Genomic DNA, 19234 nt, shown 5'->3' on the forward strand with positions numbered 1-19234 from the left:
TAATGATACGGCGACCACCGCGATCTACACACGCGAAGTCGTCGGCAGCGTCAGATGTGTATAAGAGACAGGGCGCCATCGCCGGCAAGCCGGCTCCTACAGAGGATCTCAGATCGCTTCGAGCTTCGCGTAACCCATCATCAGCCACTTGCTGCCTTCGGCGAAATTCACCTGCACCCGCGCCTGGGCACCCGCGCCTTCGAAATTGAGGATCACGCCTTCACCGAACACCGAATGCCTGACCTGCTGGCCGAGGCTGAACTGGGTCTCCGGAATCTCGGAGCCGGCGAACAGCGTGCTGGCGCTCTGTTGCTGGCCACCGCCGAACGGGCGGCTGACGCTGTTCGACAAACGCACTTCCTGGATCAGCCCCTTTGGCACTTCGCGTACGAAGCGCGACACCTTGTTGTAGGTCTCGCTGCCATACAAGCGTCGGGTCTCGGCGTAGGTCATCACCAGGTTCTGCATGGCGCGGGTGATGCCCACGTAGGCCAGGCGGCGTTCTTCCTCTAGGCGGCCGGGCTCTTCCAGGCTCATCTTGTGGGGGAACAGGCCTTCTTCCATGCCCACCAGGAACACGTAGGGGAACTCCAGGCCCTTGGCACTGTGCAAGGTCATCAGCTGGATGCTGTCTTCATGCTCGTCGGCCTGGGTATCACCGGCCTCCAGCGATGCATGGCCGAGGAACGCGGCGAGCGGGGTCAGCTCTTCATCTTCCTCGGTGTTCTCGAACGCGCGGGCGGCGCTGACCAGTTCCTCAAGGTTTTCTACCCGGGCCTGGCCTTTCTCGCCTTTTTCCGCTTCGTGATAGGCGATCAGGCCGGACTGTTCGATCACCGTCTGGGTCATCAGGTGCAGGGGCATTTCCGCGCACTTGGCCGCCAGGTTCTCGATCAGCTCGACAAACACACCCAGCGCACCCGCCGCACGGCCGGTCAGGCCTTTGTTGGCGATGAGCAAACGCATGGATTCCCACATCGACACGTCGGCGTGGCGTGCGTGGTCGCGGATCGCTTCAACGGTCTTTTCACCGATGCCACGGGCCGGGATGTTGATCACCCGTTCCAGCGCCGCATCGTTGCCACGGCCTTCCAGCAAACGCAGGTAGGCCATGGCGTTCTTGATTTCAGCGCGTTCGAAGAAGCGCTGGCCGCCATAGATGCGGTACGGAATGCGCTCACGCAGCAAGGCTTCTTCCAGCACCCGCGACTGGGCGTTGGAGCGGTACAGGATTGCGATATCGCTGCGTGCCAGGCCGGTTTTCAGGGCGCTCTCGATGGTTTCCACCACGTAGCGCGCTTCATCGTGCTCGTTGAAGGCCGCGTACAGGTTGATCGCTTCGCCTTCGCCGCCGTCGGTCCACAGCTCTTTGCCCAGGCGCCCGGTGTTGTTGGCGATCAAGGCGTTGGCGGCCTTGAGGATGCCTGCGGTGGAGCGGTAGTTCTGCTCCAGGCGAATGGTCTCGGCGTCCGGGAAATCTTCGGAATATTGGTAGATGTTCTCGATTTTCGCGCCACGCCAGCCGTAGATCGACTGGTCGTCGTCGCCCACCACCATCAGGCTGTCGCCGCCTTTGGCCAGCAGGCGCAACCAGGCGTACTGCACGGCGTTGGTGTCCTGGAACTCGTCCACCAGGATGTGGCGGAAGCGTTTCTGGTAGTGCGCCAGCAAACCCGGATTGTCGCGCCACAGGTCGAGGGCGCGCAGCAGCAGCTCGGAGAAGTCGATCACACCGGCGCGCACGCAGGCGGCTTCATACGCCTCATAAATGCTGCGCATGGTGGCCAGAAACAGATCGCCGCTGGCCTGGATATGCTGCGGGCGCAGGCCTTCGTCTTTCTGGCCGTTGATAAACCATTGCGCCTGACGCGCCGGCCAGCGCTGTTCATCCAGGCCCAGCTCACGGATGACGCGCTTGACCAGGCGTTGCTGGTCGTCGCTGTCGAGAATCTGGAAGGTCTGGGCCAGGCCCGCCTCCTGCCAGTGCGCCCGCAATAGGCGATGCGCCAGGCCGTGGAAGGTGCCCACCCACATGCCGGCCGGGCTGATGCCCATTAACTGCTCGATGCGGTGGCGCATCTCGGCAGCGGCCTTGTTGGTGAACGTCACCGACAGGATGGAATGCGGAGACGCGTTTTCGACCTGGATCAACCAGGCAATACGGTGCACCAGCACTCGGGTTTTACCGGAGCCAGCACCGGCCAGGACCAACTGACGGCCAACGGGGGCCGCTACGGCCTGGCGTTGGGCATCGTTGAGGGAGTTCAGCAAAAGGGAGAGATCATCGCGCATCGGCGCATTCTATGGCCCCGGGGGGAGTGGGGCAAATCCCAATGCCGGGTGGTCGATGGAAAACTGCAAGGGTGAGCGGGGCGGCTGAAACATTCTGTCGGGGGTGATGACCGGTCGGTCATGGGCCACAGCCCGCGCAGCGTCTCGCTCAAGCTGTCTGGCACCAAGGTTTGCGACGGTTTATCGTGCGTTTTTTATGACTTGGAGCAGTTTGGCCCAAGCGCGTGCTTGTGTATGCTCCGTCGACGTTTCGGGCTCACCATTATAAGAACACTGCCTATGACCCTCAGCACCGACCTGTTCGGCCCCTCGGCGGCGCCCGCGCAGGTCATCCGTAAACACTACGCCACAGAGATGGCGGTCGAGCGTACACGCCTGCTGTATCAGGGCTCGTTGCTGCCCACCTTATTGATGCTGGTCAACGGCCTGGTCTGCGCCTGGCTGTTGTGGAACCCCAAGCAATACCTGCTCGACAGCATCTGGCTGGTGTGGCTGCTCGCCCTGGTGGCCATGCGCGTGATCCAGGTGGCAGCCTTTGATTCGGCCATGCCCAGCCGCCAGGCCCAGCCCGTGTGGCGGCGCATGTTCATGCTCGGTTCGGCGGTCAGCGGCCTGACCCTGGCCACGGCAGCCATCGCCTTGGTGCCGGTGGACAGCTTCATGCAACAGGCCTGGGTATTCGGCCTGATTGGCGCCGCGACGCTCTCGGCCAGCGTGGCCTACGCCGTGAGCCTGCCCGCATTCCTGTCCTTTGCCGTTCCGTGTCTTGTACCGGCCATCCTTTACTTGTTTTGGAACGGCGCCCCGCAGCAGCAAGGCTGGGGCGTGCTCGGCCTGATCCTGCTGGCCTCATTGAGTGTGGTGGCGTGGCAGGTCAATCGCCTGATACAGCGTGGGTTGCTACGCCGTTTCCAGAACCAGGCGCTGATCGAACACCTGCAGCAGGCGCAGCAACGCAGCGAGCAACTGAACCAGGAGCTGGTGCGCGAAGTGGAACAGCGCCGTCAGGTCGAGCAGGAACTGCGTGACGCGCAAATCGGCCTGCAAGACCGCGTGGCGCAACGCAGCCAGGAACTGGACGCCGCCAGCCTCGCCCTGAACAAAAGCGAAGCGCGCCTGGCCATGGCGCTGCAAGCCAGCGAACTGGGCCTGTGGGACTGGAACCTGCAGACCGACGAAGTCCATCACACCCAGCTTAAAGAGCTGTTTGGCCTGGAGCCCGAATACGTCACGGCGATGCTCAGCCACCTCAAGCCGCGCCTGCACCCCGAAGACTTGCCATTGCTCAAGCGCGCGCTGGTGGAGCACCTCAAGGGGCGCAGCGAGGACTACCAGGTCGAATACCGCGTGCGCCACGGTGATGGCCATTGGGTATGGATCGAAGACCGTGGCCGCGCCGTAGAACGTGCGCCCAGCGGACGCGTGACGCGCATGTTGGGCACGCGTCGCGATATCAGCGCCGACAAGGCCCTGGAAGAACAGCAGCGCCTGGCGTCGACGGTGTTCGAGGCCGCCAGCGAAGGCATCGTCATCCTCGACCCCAACTACGTGCTGATCGCCGTGAACCAGGCCTTCAGCCGTGTCACCGGCTTTGATATCGACGACATGATCGGTCGCAACGTCGTCGAACTGCCCAGCAGCCGCGATGCGCGCCGCCATTTTCCGGTGATCCGCCAGGCATTGCTCAGCCATGGCACCTGGCAAGGGGAGTTGGTGGAGACCCGTAAGAACGGCGAGCTGTACCCACAATGGCTGCAGCTGAACGTGGTGCGCGATGTTCGCGGAAAAGTCAGTCATATAGTGGGCTTCTTCGCCGATCTCTCGGCCCGTCGTGAATCTGAAGAGCGCATGCGCTACCTCACCCACTATGACGAACTGACCGGCCTGGCCAACCGCTCGCTGTTTCGCGAGCGCTTGCGCGAGGCTCATGCGCGGGTGCGTCAGGGCGGGCGCAGTTTGGCATTGCTGCATATCAACCTGGACCGCTTCAAGCTGCTCAACGACAGCCTGGGCCATGAAGTGGCCGACCAATTGCTGCAGAAGATGTCCCGCCGCCTGATCAATGCGCTGCCAGAAGCCGACACGATTGCGCGCCTGTCCGGGGATGAGTTCGCGGTGTTGTTTGACGCCTATGGCAACCTGTCGAGCCTGGCGCGGGTGGCCACGCGCTTGCTGGCCAAGCTGCGGGTGCCGGTAACGGTGGAAGGGCATGAGCTGGTGGTGAGTGCATCCATGGGCGTCAGCTTGCTGCCGGATAACGCGCGGGAAATTTCTGCTTTGGTCAGCCAATCGAACATGGCCATGCAACACGCCAAGCACTTGGGCGGCAATAACTTCCAGTTCTACACCGACAGCCTGCAAGCCAGCACCCTGGAACGCTTGCAGCTGGAAAACCACCTGCGCAAGGCCATCGACGAGCGCCAGCTCACGGTGTTCTACCAACCCAAGCTGTGCCTGGCCACTGGCAAGCTGAATGCCGCCGAAGCGCTGATTCGCTGGGAGCACCCACAGTGGGGCATGGTGCCGCCGGGCGATTTCATCGGCCTGGCCGAGGAGACTGGCCTGATCGTGCCGCTGGGCGAGTTCGTGTTGCGCCAGGCCTGTTGGCAGGCGTGCGAGTGGCAGCGCCAGGGGCTGGCGCCGATCCGGGTGTCGGTGAACCTGTCGGTGCATCAATTGCGCCAGGGCAAGCTGGTGAGCCTGGTACGCCAGGTACTCGAAGAAACCGGCCTCGATCCGCAATACCTGGAGCTGGAACTGACTGAAAGCCAGTTGCTCGACAGCGTTGAGCACATCATCGCCACCTTCCAGCAGCTGCGTGACCTGGGGGTGAAGTTGGCGATTGACGACTTCGGCACGGGCTATTCGTCCCTCAGTTACCTCAAGCGCATCCCGGTGGACTACGTGAAGATCGACCAGACCTTCATCCGTGGGCTTGGCCAGGGCCGCGAAGACGCCGCGATCACCCGGGCGATCATCGCCATGGCCCATGGATTGGCGCTCAAAGTGGTGGCCGAAGGTGTGGAAGATCAGCAGCAGCTGGATTTCCTGCGCGGGGAACGCTGCGATGAAGTGCAGGGCTACCTGATCAGCCGGCCGATGCAGGCGCAAGGGCTGGCAGATTTGTTACGTAAAAATGCAGATTTTCCTTAGGGACGCAGGACGCGCCCCTGTGGCTACAAAGCCTGTGCCCTTTGAATCAGAGGGCAGCAGGGCGATTTAGTGATGCATTGGGCGGGCAAAACGGCAATTCTTGTAGTATAACTACAAGCTTGCTACATCCCTGGCGTCTGCCAATAACAAGAGTCCTGCCCTTTGAACCTGTTGCAACATATCGCCCAGTCGCGCCACCTGTTACGCAAATCGGAACTCAAGGTTGCCGATCACGTGCTGCTTGACCCTGCGGCCGTGATGCACAGTTCCATGGCCGACCTGGCCCACAGCGTGGGCATCAGTGAGCCGACCATCGTGCGCTTTTGCCGCGCCATCGGCTGCTCCGGGTTCCAGGACCTGAAACTCAAGCTGGCCCAGAGCCTGGCTGCGGGCGCGAGCTTCGGGCAATTTGCGATCCATGAAGACGACTCCGTCGCCGACTACAGCCTGAAGATCTTCGACACCACGTTGCACACCCTCATGGAAGTGCGTGAGAAGCTCGACCCGGTGGAGCTGCAAAAGGCCGTGACCGCCATGTCCCAGGCCCAGCGTGTCGAGTTCTATGGCTTCGGTGCTTCCGGCGCCGTGGCAGCCGACGCCCAGCACAAGTTCTTCCGCCTGCTGCTCACCGCAGCGGCCTACAGCGACCCGCACATGCAGGCGATGTCGGCAGTGACCTTGAAGCCTACGGATGTGGCGATCTGCATTTCGCAGTCCGGTCGCTCCAAGGACCTGCTGATCACCGCCAACCTGGTGCGTGAAAGCGGCGCTTCGCTGATCACCCTGTGCCCGAGCCAGACGCCATTGGCGGAGCTGTCCACGGTCAATCTGGCGATCGACGTGCATGAAGACACCGAAATCTACACGCCGCTGACTTCGCGCATCGCCCACCTGGTAGTGATCGACGTGCTGGCCATGGGCGTGGCCATGGCGCGCGGGCCGAGCCTGGTCAACCACCTCAAAAGCGTAAAGCGCAGCTTGCGCAGCCTGCGGTTGTCGCCCAAGTCCGTCAAAGCCCTCGACGACTGATCCGACCCCTTGCTGACTTTACACGACCCTTGTAGGAGCCCGGCTTGCCGGCGATTGCGATCTTGAGGGCGCCATCGCCGGCAAGCCGGCTCCTACAGGTTATCGGTGAGAATTCACCGAATTCATCGTCCTGTCATCCCCGCGCCGCTAAACCGTAACCCCCCAAGCCCATCCTGAACTCCCCGTACTCGCATTGGGAGATTCCAAATGGCACGTCCCTACGAAGACAGCAACAGCGCCGTAAAGACCCGTCGTCAGCAGGAAGACCAGCGCCGCATGGCGTTCCGTCGCGCAATCGAAGACCGTTGTGAAGAGCGTCAACTGCTCCAGAGCATCAGTGACTACCCGGAACTCCATTGGCAGGCACCCGTGGCTGCCCAGCGAAACGCTCAGCCAGCACGCTGATCTGCGCCCGTTCGCTGCGGATAAAGCCCAGGAACGCATGGGCCACCGGTGACAAGCGCTTGGCCTTGGCTTGCACCAGGCACCAACTGCGGTACAGCGGCAGTTCTTCCACCGGCAGCTCCTTGAGCCCGCCGGTGGCCAGCTCCATGTTGACCGCATGACGCGTCAGCAGGGCCACGCCCAGGCCTGCACAGACACATTCGCGCTGCGCCTCGGCCGAGGCCACTTCCACCGTCTGGGTGAAGTGCACGCGCTTCTCCTTGAAGTACTCCTCGCACGCCAGTCGCGTACCGGAGCCCGGCTCGCGCAGCAGCAGCGTGTAGGGTTCCAGGTCCTGCAGGCGCAACGGGCCTTGCAGGCTCAAGGGATGGTCCGGTGGCGCCACGGCGACAATCGGGTTGTTGAGGAAGGGCAGGAATTCCAGGCCCATGTCCTGGGGCACCATGGACATGATCACCAGGTCATCACGGTTGTCCGACAGCCGGCGAATCACCTGGGCGCGGTTGACCACCGTCAGGTGCAATTGCACCTCCGGATGCTGGCGCTTGAAGGCGGCAAACAAGTGCGGCACGAAGTACTTGGCACTGGACTCAATCGCCAGCTTCAACTGGCCTTGCAGCGAGCCTTGCATGTCCGAGAGCTGCATATCGAGGTTTTCCAGGCGTCCGAAGATATCGCGGCTGGCTCGCTGCAGGGCTTCGGCGGCTTCGGTCATGTAGAGCTTTTTGCCGACGTAGTCGAACAGCGGCTGGCCGATCAGCTCTTCCAGCTGGCGAATTTGTAGGCTAACGGCCGGTTGTGTGAGCGACATTTCCTCGGCGGCGCGGCTGTAGGAGCGCAAATCGCACACTTCGTTGAAGATCTGCAATTGACGCAATGTCATACGCATCAATGACTTACGCATTATTTTTGTCCTTTCGCCCTGAGCCGTCCGGCCAACTATAAGTCTTTACTTATGCACGACCCAATAATTATTGATTTTTGTTAATCCCTTGCGCGGCTTAGTGTGTGTCTCGCGACTGTCATGAAACATTTAGTCACGCGCCGACCCGGGTCTAGCGGGTTGAAGAACGCAGCAATCGGCTCAAGGGAATTTCCAAGTGATAAAAAAGATCCTGATCGCCAACCGTGGTGAAATTGCCGTACGAATCGTGCGTGCCTGCGCCGAGATGGGCATTCGCTCGGTCGCGGTCTTTTCCGACGCCGACCGCCATGCGTTGCACGTCAAACGTGCCGACGAAGCCCACAGCATTGGTGCCGAGCCCCTGGCTGGCTACCTGAACCCGCGCAAGCTGGTGAACCTGGCCGTGGAAACCGGCTGTGACGCGCTGCACCCTGGCTACGGTTTTCTCTCGGAAAACGCCGAACTGGCAGACATCTGCGCCGAACGTGGGATCAAGTTCATTGGTCCGTCCGCCGAAGTCATCCGCCGGATGGGCGACAAGACCGAAGCGCGCCGCAGCATGATCAAGGCCGGCGTACCGGTCACCCCCGGCACGGAAGGCAACGTCGCCGATATCCATGAAGCCCTGACCGAAGGCGACCGCATCGGTTACCCGGTGATGCTCAAGGCCACCTCCGGTGGCGGCGGGCGCGGTATCCGTCGTTGCAACAGCCGCGAAGAACTCGAACAAGCCTTCCCCCGCGTGATTTCCGAAGCCACCAAGGCGTTCGGTTCGGCGGAAGTGTTCCTGGAAAAATGCATCGTCAACCCCAAGCACATCGAGGCGCAGATCCTCGGTGACAGCTTTGGTAACGTGGTGCACCTGTTCGAGCGCGATTGCTCGATCCAGCGTCGTAACCAGAAGCTCATCGAAATCGCCCCAAGCCCGCAATTGACGCCGGAACAGCGCGCCTACATCGGCGACCTGTCGGTGCGCGCGGCCAAGGCCGTGGGCTACGAGAACGCCGGCACCGTGGAGTTCCTGCTCGCCGAGGGCGAGGTGTACTTCATGGAAATGAACACCCGGGTGCAGGTGGAACACACCATCACCGAGGAAATCACCGGCATCGACATCGTGCGTGAGCAGATCCGCATTGCGTCGGGGCTGCCGCTGTCGGTCAAGCAGGAAGACATCCAGCACCGGGGTTTCGCGTTGCAGTTCCGTATCAACGCTGAAGACCCGAAGAACAACTTCCTGCCGAGCTTCGGCAAGATCACCCGCTACTACGCGCCCGGCGGCCCCGGCGTGCGCACCGACACGGCGATCTATACCGGCTACACCATTCCGCCGTTTTACGACTCCATGTGCCTGAAACTGGTGGTGTGGGCGTTGACCTGGGAAGAAGCCATGGACCGCGGCCTGCGTGCCCTGGACGACATGCGCCTGCAAGGCGTGAAGACCACTGCCGCCTACTACCAGGAAATCCTGCGCAACCCGGAATTCCGCAGCGGCCAGTTCAATACAAGCTTTGTGGAAAGCCATCCTGAGCTGACCAACTACTCGATCAAGCGCAAACCCGAAGAGCTGGCCCTGGCCATCGCCGCCGCCATCGCCGCCCACGCAGGCCTGTGAGGAAAAGAATAATGAGCAAGAAAATCTTCGTAACCGACACCATCCTGCGCGACGCCCACCAATCGTTGCTCGCGACCCGCATGCGCACCGACGACATGCTGCCGATCTGCGACAAGCTCGACAAAGTCGGCTACTGGTCCCTGGAAGTCTGGGGCGGCGCGACCTTCGACGCCTGCGTGCGCTTCCTGAAAGAAGACCCGTGGGAGCGCCTGCGCAAACTGCGCGCGGCGTTGCCCAACACCCGCCTGCAAATGCTGCTGCGTGGCCAGAACCTGCTGGGCTACCGCCACTACAGCGACGACGTGGTCAAAGCCTTCGTCGCCAAGGCTGCCGTGAATGGCATCGACGTGTTCCGCATCTTTGACGCGATGAATGACGTGCGTAACCTGCGCGTGGCCATCGAAGCCGTGAAGGCTGCCGGCAAACATGCCCAGGGCACCATCGCCTACACTACGAGCCCGGTGCATACCGTCGAAGCATTCGTAGCCCAGGCCAAGCAACTGGAATCCATGGGTTGCGACTCCATCGCGATCAAGGACATGGCCGGCCTGCTGACCCCGTACGCCACAGGCGAGCTGGTCAAGGCGCTGAAAGCCGAGCAGACCCTGCCGATTTTCATCCACTCCCATGACACCGCTGGCCTGGCCGCGATGTGCCAGCTCAAGGCTATTGAAAACGGTGCCGACCACATCGACACCGCCATCTCCAGCTTCGCCTGGGGCACCAGCCACCCGGGCACCGAGTCGATGGTCGCCGCCCTCAAAGGCAGCGAATTCGACACCGGTCTCGACCTGGAGCTGCTGCAAGAGATCGGCCTGTACTTCTACGCCGTGCGCAAGAAGTACCACCAGTTCGAAAGCGAATTCACCGCGGTCGACACCCGCGTGCAAGTCAATCAGGTGCCGGGCGGGATGATTTCCAACCTGGCCAACCAGCTCAAAGAGCAGGGCGCACTGAACCGCATGAGCGAAGTGCTGGCCGAGATCCCGCGTGTGCGTGAAGACCTCGGCTTCCCGCCGCTGGTGACCCCGACCTCGCAGATCGTCGGCACCCAGGCGTTCTTCAACGTGTTGGCCGGCGAGCGCTACAAGACCATCACCAACGAAGTGAAGCTGTACCTGCAAGGTGGCTACGGCAAGGCGCCGGGCACCGTGAACGAGAAGCTGCGTCGCCAGGCCATCGGCAGCGAAGAGGTGATCGACGTGCGCCCGGCTGACCTGCTCAAGCCGGAAATGACCAAGCTGCGCGGCGAAATCGGCGCGTTGGCCAAGTCCGAAGAAGACGTGCTGACCTACGCCATGTTCCCGGACATCGGCCGTAAGTTCCTCGAGGAACGCGATGCCGGCACCCTGGCGCCAGAAGTGCTGTTGCCGATCCCTGAAGCCGGCGGCGTGGCTCGCCCGGGTGGCGAAGGCGTACCGACCGAGTTCGTCATCGACGTGCACGGTGAAAGCTACCGCGTGGACATCACCGGTGTTGGCGTGAAAGCCGAAGGCAAGCGTCACTTCTACCTGTCCATCGACGGCATGCCCGAAGAAGTGGTGTTCGAACCGCTCAACGAGTTCGTCAGCAGCGGCGGCAGCAAGCGCAAGCACGCCACTGCGCCGGGTCACGTCAGCACGGCGATGCCGGGCAATATCGTCGACGTGCTGGTCAAGGAAGGTGACGTGGTCAAGGCCGGCCAGGCCGTGCTGATCACCGAAGCCATGAAGATGGAGACCGAAGTGCAGGCGGCCATCGCCGGCAAGGTCACCGCCGTTCATGTGGCCAAGGGCGACCGGGTCAACCCGGGTGAAATCCTGATTGAAATCGAAGGCTGATCCAGCCTTCGACACTACCGCTTAATCCTCGGGGGGGCAGGTGCCCCCCTTTTTTTTCGCCTGGGATTTGAGGGTCAGAACCGCATGCGCCACTGCCCGGTCAGGCTCTGGCTGCTGCTGTGGGTGCCGGACTCGCTGGCGTAGGCAAGGCCGACGCTGTGGTTGTTCGTCAGGGCCAGGTCCAACCCCGCCTGCAGGTTGAGGCTGTTGCGGTCCAGGGACGTACCCTGGACGGTGAAGTCGCCAATGGCGCCGCCGCCATATCGGAAGGATTGGCGTACCTGGCTGTCCACGTCGCCATACAGGTGTTTCCAGCCGGTGCTCAAATGCGGCGTGAGGATCATCTGGTTATCGAACCGGTACGACTTCGCCAGGCGCAGGCCGAGGGTGCTGTTGAAGTTCTGTTGGGTTTGGGCGCGGACATTCAGCGCCGTCAACCCGCCGTGCTCCTGGAAGCCGTCGCGTTGATAGCGCTGGTAGCCCAGGCCGGCAAACGGTTCAAGGCTGAAGTCCCCGCGGCCCAGCTGATAGCCGAATTCGGCGAAGGCCGTCTGGCTTGTCGCGTCGTAATTGCCTTTGAGCGAGTTCTTGTAGCCCAGGATCTCGACAGCACGTTTGTTCTGCCCGGTATGGTTGCTGTAGATCGCGCCAAGGCGTACGGCCAGCGGGCCGTCCTGGCGTACGGCGTAGGCGCCGAGGTGCCAGCTGTCCAGTTCGGCGGCGAAGCGTTTGGCGTCCAGGCGGTGGGTGGACTTTGCGCCCAGCAGGCCGACCCGCCAGGCATGGTCCAATGCCCAATCCGCACCCAACAGCAGGCCTTGTGTGCCCTGTTTCAAGCCAGCACTGTCGCGCTGTCCGTCGAGGCGGCCTTCATTGCCGAGGTTTTTTACCCAGAAGTGGCCATCGTCGTCCGTCGGCAATTCGCGCAGGGTGGTGAGCAAGCGGTGGCTCAGTTGTTGTGTGGTGTTTTGGGTGGCAGCGGCCAGGTTGGCATGTTGGCTGCCCGCCAGTTGCTCCAGGGCTGCGCCATAGGCACCCGGTTGTCTCTTGAGCGCATCGTCCAACTTTTGCAGGGCCTTGAGCTGTTCGGAGGTCAGTTGGCCTGACTCCAGCAGGCGAATCAGCGCCGGGTCGAGCACCTGGGCCACCTGCAAACCATTGTGGGTGGTGGCCTGCCGGGCAAGGTAGTTGTCCAAAGGCGCTGCTGGCTCTTCAGGCGGGGAGTACCACTCATCAAGCGCGTCATACGGTTGGATCGAGTACGGCAGGTATTCGATATCACCACGGGCATACGCCAGTTGAAAACCGACAGCAGCCACAAGGCTGATGATGAATGCTGATCTACGGGGTATATGGGGCATGAATTCCCGACCTCTGTTGAATGAGGTCGGGAATTTAGCGGGGTGGCGGGGGGATAACTGTCAGGTCATCGACCCCTGGTTTGCAGGAGTCGTCTCTCGTGCGCAGCGATTAAAAACTCATCTGCCATTGTCCGATCACGGCGTGGTTGCGGCTGTTGCTGCCAATCTCGCCGTTGTAGCCCAGGCCCAGGGTATGGCGGGCCGACAAGCCGACGTCCAGGCCTGCTTCCAGCAGCAGGCTGTCGCGGTCCAGGGCGCTGCCTTCGACATTGAACGCGGTGCCGCCCGCGAGAAAGGCTTGGCGTGTGTTGCTGTCGACATCGCCGTAGGTGTGCTTCCAGCCAGCGCTGACCCGTGGGGTGAGGCTGATGCCGTTTTCTAACTGGCTCAGGTGTGCCAGGCGCAGGCCCAGGGTGCTGTTGACGTTGTCCTGGGTCTGGCCGTCGACATGCAGCGCGGCGGCGCCGCCTTTTTCGTTGTAGCTGTTGCGGTGGTAACGCTGGTAGCCGAGGTTGGCGAACGGTTCGGCGCTCAAGCGCCCGCTGCCCATGGCGTAACCCAGTTCGGCAAAGGCTTGTTGGCTGTTGGCGTCGTAGTCGCCTTTGGGTTTGTCGCTGAACCCATTGAAGGCGACTGTGCGTTTGCTGTCACCCTGGTGCCCGCTGTAGGCCGCGCCCAGGCGCAAGGCCAAGGGGCCGCTCTGGCGCAGGGCGTAGACGCCGGCGTGCCAGCTGTCGACACTGCCGTCGACGCCGGTGGTGTCCAGGTCGGTCTTGGAGTAGCCGCCCAGCACACCCAGGCGCCAGTCGCTGTCGAGTGCCCAGTCGGCGCCGAGAACGCTGCCTTTGGTGCGTTGGGTCAGCCCGCTGTTGCCGTGCTCGCCGTCCAGCTTGCCGTAGCTGCCGATGCCTTGCAGCCACAGGCGGCCGCGGGCGTTCGGGTCGTTGAGGTTACGCGCCGCAGCGGGTACACCGGTGGCCGCCAGTACGGGGGTGTCGCGGCTGTCGAGCCCCACCAGCAACCCCGCGCCGCCGCCCAATTGATGCATCGCCGCGAGCATGCTGCCGCCCACCTGGGCGCTGGCGCCGAGGGTGGCGCTGGTGAGGTTGGCAGTGCTGCTGCCGGCCAGTTGCTCGATGGCCGCGCCAGCGGTAGCGCTCGTGGTGGTGATCAAGGCGTTGTACAGCGCGTTGTCTTTGCCCAGGCCTGCCAGGCCAGTGGCGGCGCTGCTGCCGTTGGCGCTGCTGGCGAACGTGTTGAAGCTGACGTCATTGCGGGTATAGGTCAGGCCGACTTGGGTGGCGCTGTAGTCCAGGGTTGGGGTCAGGAAGGCATAGTCGCTGGTGACCTTCGCAAACTGCCCGTTGATGTTGCCTGCTTGCAGCAAGGTGTAATGGCCTTGCCACGGTGAATTGCCACTGAGTGCCAACACCGAGTTGCTGCCCAGGACCAGGTCGCGGGTGATGGTGATGGGGCCCTGGGTAGTATTGGCCTGCAGCGTACCGTTGACGGTCAGGCCGCCTACCGAGCCGTTGCCGGCATACACACCACCAGCGTCGACCGTCACGTTGCCCGCGATACCGCCCTGGTTGATCAGTGTGGCGCCGCTGAAAATCTCGCCGCCGTCGCTGAAGTCACCGTTGCCGGTGAGCGTCCAGGTGCCTTGCTTGACGTCCAGCCATTCGAAGTTGCGGCTGTCACCCAAGCTGCCGCCTGCGGCGTCATCCATCGTGACCCGGTCATAGCCGGCGCCGCCATCAACCGTGCCGACAAACCGGCTGCCCGCCAGCAACACCAGTTTGTCGTCGCCGCCGCCCAGGTCCAGGGCCAGTCCGTTGCTGCCACTGATGGTGCCGCTGTTGATCACGGTGTCGGCAAAGTTGCCGACGAACTTCACGCCAAAGCCATTCAAGCCCTGGATGACGCCATGGTTTTCCAGGGTGGTGGCGGCCAGGCCCGGGCCGTCACTGCCGTCATCCACCAGGATCGCGTTGTTCGCGCCGCTGACCAGCGCGCCCTTGGCGTTGTACACCGTGCCGCCACCCAGAGCGATGCCTTCGCTGCCGTTGGCAAAGCCGTTCTTGTCGACGCCCCCTGCGCCGACGCCCTGGATGATGCCGTAGTTTTCGATGTGGGCGATCTTGTCGATGTCCACGCCATCGCCGTCGCCGTCCGGTTGCAACCCGGAGAACGCGCCGGTGATGGTGCCATGGTTGATCACCGTGCCGTCGCCGTCGGAGCCAAAGCCCGAACCGTTGCGGCCGATCACCGTGCCGTAGTTGGTCAGCGTGGCGCCCAGGTCGGTGGTAATGCCGTGGCGGCCGCCGGAAATCAGGCCGTAGTTGGTCACCGTCACGCCGGTGGCGGAGTCGATATCGACGCCGTCGAATTTATCATCGCGGGAGAAGGTGTCGCCGGTGGAGATCTCGCCATAGTTGGTGATGCTGGCGTTGGCCCCGGTCTTCATGCCGTCGCTCGCATCGCCGCGAATCAGCCCGCCTGCGCGGTTGATAATGGTGGTGGTGACGTTGTTGCTGCGGATCGCATCCAGGTCCAGCCCTTGGCCGGTGGCCGAGCGAATGGTGCCACTGTTGTCGATCAACAGCGTGCCACTGGCGAAATTGCTGTTGATGCGCAGCGCATCGTTGGCGCCCTGGATCACGCCGCCCGCAAGGTTGTAGAGGCTGTAGTTGCGCGCCCCGGTAATCGTCCCCGAGCTGTCGATACCCCGGCCGCCGCTGGACACCAGCTTGCCCGCGTTGGTGATGACCACGCCTGCACCGCTGGTGCCGTCCTTCAAGGTCACCGCCACGCCGGACGTGGTGATGCTGCCGGTGGCCGAGGTGGTCAGCGCATCACTGCCACCCAGGGTTTGCCCGGTGGTAGTGGGTGCAGTGATTTGCAGGTTCTTCGGAGGCGCGGGGTCTGCTTCAGCGAAACCGCTGCCAGCCAATAAAGTGATGGCCAAGGCAAGGCGGTGGGGCGACGGGGGCATGACGGACGACCTTGTTATAAGAAACGAGTCGACCTGTATAGCGGAGGGTGTTTACAGGAATGTGTCGGGGAGATGACGAGTAGTGAATCTGCAGTTTATTGCTTAAATCCCTGCCATAAAGGGCATGCGTTTGCATTATATTGCGCTAATTGCTCGGCGGCATTCGAAATTATGCACTATATTGCAGATTAACTGCTCTCCTGATGACTTAAGGTGCATTAAATTGCAGACCGAAACCACGTTCAAATTGACGCTTCAGGTGTTCGATGCCGATGTCTGGCAGGACGCGATGAGTCTGGAATTTACCGAGCCACAAGCCGGTTTCGCCGGCCCTTGTCGCTACGCCTACGAGAGCGTCTATCTAGAGAATCACCTGGACTACATTGAGACTTTGTTTTCCGCGGCGGTCAGCGTACGAGTACCGCCCACCTGGGGACGGGAGTCGCTCAATCAGGCGCCCGCGTTCCTGTACGACATTGCCCCGGCAGGTGCTGCAAAACGCTTTCTCCTGAACCGTATTGGCGCAGAAAAACCCGACAACCTCAGCGCGGACCTGTTCCTGCTGGCGCGCAGTACGCCCGCGCCCATCGGCCATATGCGCATCAAGGAGTCTGTGCGTGCAGAGGCGAATCGCCCTGTCGTCGGCTTTGCGCGCAAAGAGGTCGTTGAGCGCGATAACCGCTTTCTTGAGTACGCTTATGAGCAGGGAGCTGCCATTGGTGGCGCCACGGGGGCGGGTGGCGAAGCCCCAAAGTTGCTGCTTGCTCAAGGCCGTGACGGGCTGCTGTACCCCGATGCGGTACTGGAGGATGAAAACGTTAGTCAGCACTGGTTTATCAAGTTCGCCCGCAACCAAGGCTTGCAGCGCGATCAGGACATCCTCAGGAGCGAATACCACTTCTACAAGGCATTGCAGGCGCTGGGCATTGAAACGGTTGCAGCAGAAGGGCTCGCGTTGGAAGAAGCCAGCAAGCCCAGTGTGTGGATGCACCGCTTTGATCGTGCTGTCAGTGACAAGGGCGTAGAGCGTTTTGCGATAGAGTCGATTTATTCGGCGGCGGGCAATACAGCGCCCGGCAGTTCCATGGATCATGTAAACGTTGTGCAACTGCTGGTCAGTCTTTGGAAAACCGCCGGTCAGGGCGAGCAAATCACGGACCTTATCGTCGATTACCTGCGTCGTGATTTGCTGAACAAAATCCTCGGTAACTCCGATAACCATGGGCGCAATACCTCCATTATCAGGGGCCCCGGCAGCTTGCGCCTTGCGCCTATCTACGACCTGGCCCCAATGGTCATGGATGATGAAGGCATCACCCGTACCACGAAGTGGCCGGGGGCACTGGAAGTTGCGGGGGACATTGATTGGCGAGGCGTTTGCAACGTGCTTTCGCCAGTGGTTGACCCAGGCTTGGTTTACGAGCGCCTTCGTGAAGAGGCGCAGCGTCTGCGAGCCTTGCCCGACATCCTTGTCGCCAGCGGCCTGCCGGAGGTCACCTTGAACCATCCTCGTATCGCGCTGCGTGAGCTGGACCGGCGTTTGGCTGAATGGGGTTTGATATGAGTATTTCCATTGACCAGCGTGCACAGGTCATTGAAGACGTTGAGCTGGGCTTGGCGCAGGGCACACTTGAGTTGGGTGAGGCCGTACGCCGTCTTCGCACTGAAGTCACCGGGCTACACCAAAGCCAGTTCGCCAGGATGTGCAAAATCTCCGTGCGCACCTTGGTGCATATTGAGCATGGTGAAGGCAATCAGACACTGAAATCGCTGAATGCCGTGTTCAGGCCGTTCGGGCTGAAAATGGGGGTGGTGAAGGTGCGACGGGAGGTGTGACAGAACGGTTCCCACTTCTGTGGGAACCGTACAAGGCGCTAGGCCCGGCACTCGGCCAAGGTTTTCAGCTGGCCATCACCCCTCTGATTCCCCTCCGACAACCATTCCTCAAAGCCCGCCCCCACCTTTGGCCATTCCGCGTCGATAATCGAATACCACGCCGTATCGCGGTTTTGGCCCTTGACCACCATGTGCTGGCGGAACACCCCTTCAAAACTGAAGCCCAAGCGTTCGGCCGCATATTTGGAGCGGGCGTTGCCGTTGTTGCACTTCCACTCCAGGCGACGGTAGCCCTGTTCGAACGCATGCTTGGCCAGCAGGTACACCGCCTCGGTGCTTTTTGGCGAGCGCTGCATGGGTGCGCCGAAGGTCACGTGGCCGATTTCGATGCGGCCCTGGGCCGGCACGATGGACATCAGGCTGAGGATGCCCTGCACCTGGCCCGTGGCGCGGTCGATCACGCTGAAGAAATACGGGTCGGCGTGCTGGGCATGGTTGTCGAGCCAGGCATCAAACGCGGCGCGCTCGGGGAACGGGCCATAAGGCAGGTAATCCCACAACTTGGGGTCGGCTCCGGGGCCTTGCAGGGCTTGGAACAGTTGGTCGCCATGGCGTGCAGGGTCGAGTTTTTCCAGGTGGATAAAGCGCCCTTCGAGCCGTTGCACGGTAGGGGCCGGGACGCCTTTCCAGTCGGCGGGGGAAATGGTCATGCTGCGCTCCTTAAAGGCCTTTGCGAAATTGAATGAAACCCGGGCGTTCGGCGATGCGTTCGTACAGCTGGATCGCCGTGGCATTGGTTTCGTGGGTCAACCAATGCACCTTGCAGCAGCCGTCGGCCTTGGCGGTGGCGTAGACGAACTCGATCAGCTTGCGGCCCACACCGGTGCCGCGCTGAGCCGGGTCCACCAACAGGTCCTGCAGGTAGCAGGAATTCTCGATGCTCCAATTGGAGCGGTGGTAAATGAAGTTGACCATGCCCACCGCCTTGCCGTCCTGCCAGGCCAGCGCCGAATGGGTCGGCTCATGGGCGTCGATCAGGCGCTGCCAGGTGCTTTGGGTCACAGCCTCTGGCAGTTCAGTCTCGTAGAACTTCAAGTATGCCTGCCACAGTGGCAGCCAGGCCGCGTGGTCGGCAGCGGTGACTTGGCGGATATCGATCTGGCTCATTCTGAAACTCCTTGGGGAATAAAGCGGGCGAGGGTCTGGTCACGCACATCGCTGCTGGCGGCCAGGCCTTCGCGTACGCCGGCAACGTCGGCCGGGCTGCGGTTCTGGCTGAGTTTGCGTTTGCCGATCAGGCGTTCGACCGGCAAGGCAAAACCGACGATGGCCTTGAGCATGCCGTCGATGTAGTCGGCCGGGGCGTCACTGACTTTCCAGGGTTGGGCGCGGCCGCCTTCATGGCGGTCGGTCAGCGCACTGACTACTGCGAGCAACCGTTCGGCATCGCTAAACACCTCAGCTTTGCCGTAGGCGTGCACGGCGATGTAGTTCCAGGTGGGCACCACTTTGCCGTGCTCGGCCTTGGCCGGGTAGAACGACGGGCTGATGTAGGCCTCGGCGCCCGCAAAAATCACCAGTGCATCGCTGCCGTTCTGCAGGTCTTTCCACTGCGGATTGGCCTTGGCCAGGTGGCCATAGAGTGTGCCGTTCGGGCCCTCATCGGGGTTGAGCAGCAGCGGCAAATGACTGGCTTGCAGACCTTGCTCACCAAAGGTCACCAACTGCGCCAGGCGGGTGTGCTGGATCAGTTGCTGCAGTTCGGGCAGGTCGTCGAGGGCAAAGGCGCGGGGTGTGTACATGGAAATATTCCTTGGCGAATGCCTG

General features: G+C 62.0%; 14 protein-coding genes. 7 read left to right on the top strand and 7 right to left on the bottom strand.

The features are described from left to right. Positions 1 to 108: 108 nt before the first annotated feature. On the bottom strand, positions 109 to 2292 hold the full coding sequence (gene uvrD / locus AC07SU_RS15100) for a DNA helicase II (protein ID WP_494997490.1): 2184 nt from the start codon (positions 2290 to 2292) through the stop codon (positions 109 to 111). A gap of 279 nt (positions 2293 to 2571) precedes the next feature. Between uvrD and AC07SU_RS15105 the strand changes: the two genes are divergently transcribed. From AC07SU_RS15105 to AC07SU_RS15115, 3 genes are all read left to right on the top strand, one after another. After that, entirely contained in the window at positions 2572 to 5445 is a 2874-nt protein-coding gene (locus AC07SU_RS15105; protein ID WP_176994522.1) for an EAL domain-containing protein, read from the top strand. Between the two features lie 162 nt (positions 5446 to 5607). Further along, entirely contained in the window at positions 5608 to 6474 is an 867-nt protein-coding gene (hexR, locus tag AC07SU_RS15110) for a transcriptional regulator HexR (RefSeq protein WP_003177007.1), read from the top strand. Between the two features lie 207 nt (positions 6475 to 6681). Continuing rightward, positions 6682 to 6879 (top strand): PA3496 family putative envelope integrity protein, encoded by a 198-nt coding sequence (locus tag AC07SU_RS15115; protein ID WP_081609292.1) that lies wholly within the window; start codon positions 6682 to 6684, stop codon positions 6877 to 6879. Here the strand turns inward: AC07SU_RS15115 and AC07SU_RS15120 are convergent. Next, positions 6809 to 7783 carry a LysR family transcriptional regulator gene (locus AC07SU_RS15120; protein ID WP_494997491.1) on the bottom strand — a complete coding sequence of 325 codons (975 nt, stop codon included), beginning with the start codon at positions 7781 to 7783 and terminating at the stop codon, positions 6809 to 6811. The genes AC07SU_RS15115 and AC07SU_RS15120 overlap by 71 nt on opposite strands. A gap of 196 nt (positions 7784 to 7979) precedes the next feature. Here AC07SU_RS15120 and AC07SU_RS15125 point away from each other — a divergent pair, with 196 nt between their 5' ends. Then, entirely contained in the window at positions 7980 to 9395 is a 1416-nt protein-coding gene (locus AC07SU_RS15125) for an acetyl-CoA carboxylase biotin carboxylase subunit (protein ID WP_016971700.1), read from the top strand. 11 nt (positions 9396 to 9406) lie between these two features. Further along, positions 9407 to 11215 carry a sodium-extruding oxaloacetate decarboxylase subunit alpha gene (oadA, locus tag AC07SU_RS15130; protein ID WP_016971699.1) on the top strand — a complete coding sequence of 603 codons (1809 nt, stop codon included), beginning with the start codon at positions 9407 to 9409 and terminating at the stop codon, positions 11213 to 11215. 74 nt (positions 11216 to 11289) lie between these two features. Here the strand turns inward: oadA and AC07SU_RS15135 are convergent, their stop codons facing one another. Continuing rightward, positions 11290 to 12576, bottom strand: coding sequence for an autotransporter outer membrane beta-barrel domain-containing protein (locus AC07SU_RS15135; RefSeq protein ID WP_494997492.1), 1287 nt, complete (start codon positions 12574 to 12576; stop codon positions 11290 to 11292). Positions 12577 to 12685: 109 nt separating this feature from the next. Continuing rightward, positions 12686 to 15571: an autotransporter outer membrane beta-barrel domain-containing protein gene (locus AC07SU_RS15140; RefSeq protein ID WP_494997493.1), complete on the bottom strand. Its 2886-nt coding sequence runs from the start codon at positions 15569 to 15571 to the stop codon at positions 12686 to 12688. 289 nt (positions 15572 to 15860) lie between these two features. On the opposite strand from AC07SU_RS15140, the gene AC07SU_RS15145 reads away from it, so the two are divergent. Then, entirely contained in the window at positions 15861 to 17135 is a 1275-nt protein-coding gene (locus tag AC07SU_RS15145) for a HipA domain-containing protein (RefSeq protein ID WP_494997541.1), read from the top strand. Continuing rightward, positions 17132 to 17407 carry a helix-turn-helix domain-containing protein gene (locus AC07SU_RS15150; protein ID WP_176994518.1) on the top strand — a complete coding sequence of 92 codons (276 nt, stop codon included), beginning with the start codon at positions 17132 to 17134 and terminating at the stop codon, positions 17405 to 17407. The genes AC07SU_RS15145 and AC07SU_RS15150 overlap by 4 nt, the downstream gene beginning before the upstream one ends. A gap of 38 nt (positions 17408 to 17445) precedes the next feature. On the opposite strand, the gene AC07SU_RS15155 is transcribed toward AC07SU_RS15150, so the two are convergent. From AC07SU_RS15155 to AC07SU_RS15165, 3 genes are read right to left on the bottom strand one after another with little or no spacing between them, the layout of a single operon-like run. Next, positions 17446 to 18117 (bottom strand): GNAT family N-acetyltransferase, encoded by a 672-nt coding sequence (locus AC07SU_RS15155; RefSeq protein ID WP_494997494.1) that lies wholly within the window; start codon positions 18115 to 18117, stop codon positions 17446 to 17448. Positions 18118 to 18127: 10 nt separating this feature from the next. Next, positions 18128 to 18574 carry a GNAT family N-acetyltransferase gene (locus tag AC07SU_RS15160; protein WP_494997495.1) on the bottom strand — a complete coding sequence of 149 codons (447 nt, stop codon included), beginning with the start codon at positions 18572 to 18574 and terminating at the stop codon, positions 18128 to 18130. After that, positions 18571 to 19209, bottom strand: a complete 639-nt coding sequence (locus AC07SU_RS15165) for an FMN-binding negative transcriptional regulator (RefSeq protein WP_494997496.1) — start codon at positions 19207 to 19209, stop codon at positions 18571 to 18573. The genes AC07SU_RS15160 and AC07SU_RS15165 overlap by 4 nt, the downstream gene beginning before the upstream one ends. Positions 19210 to 19234: the final 25 nt, after the last annotated feature.

The sequence above is a fragment of the Pseudomonas sp. GW821-FHT05H12 genome (assembly GCF_059419385.1).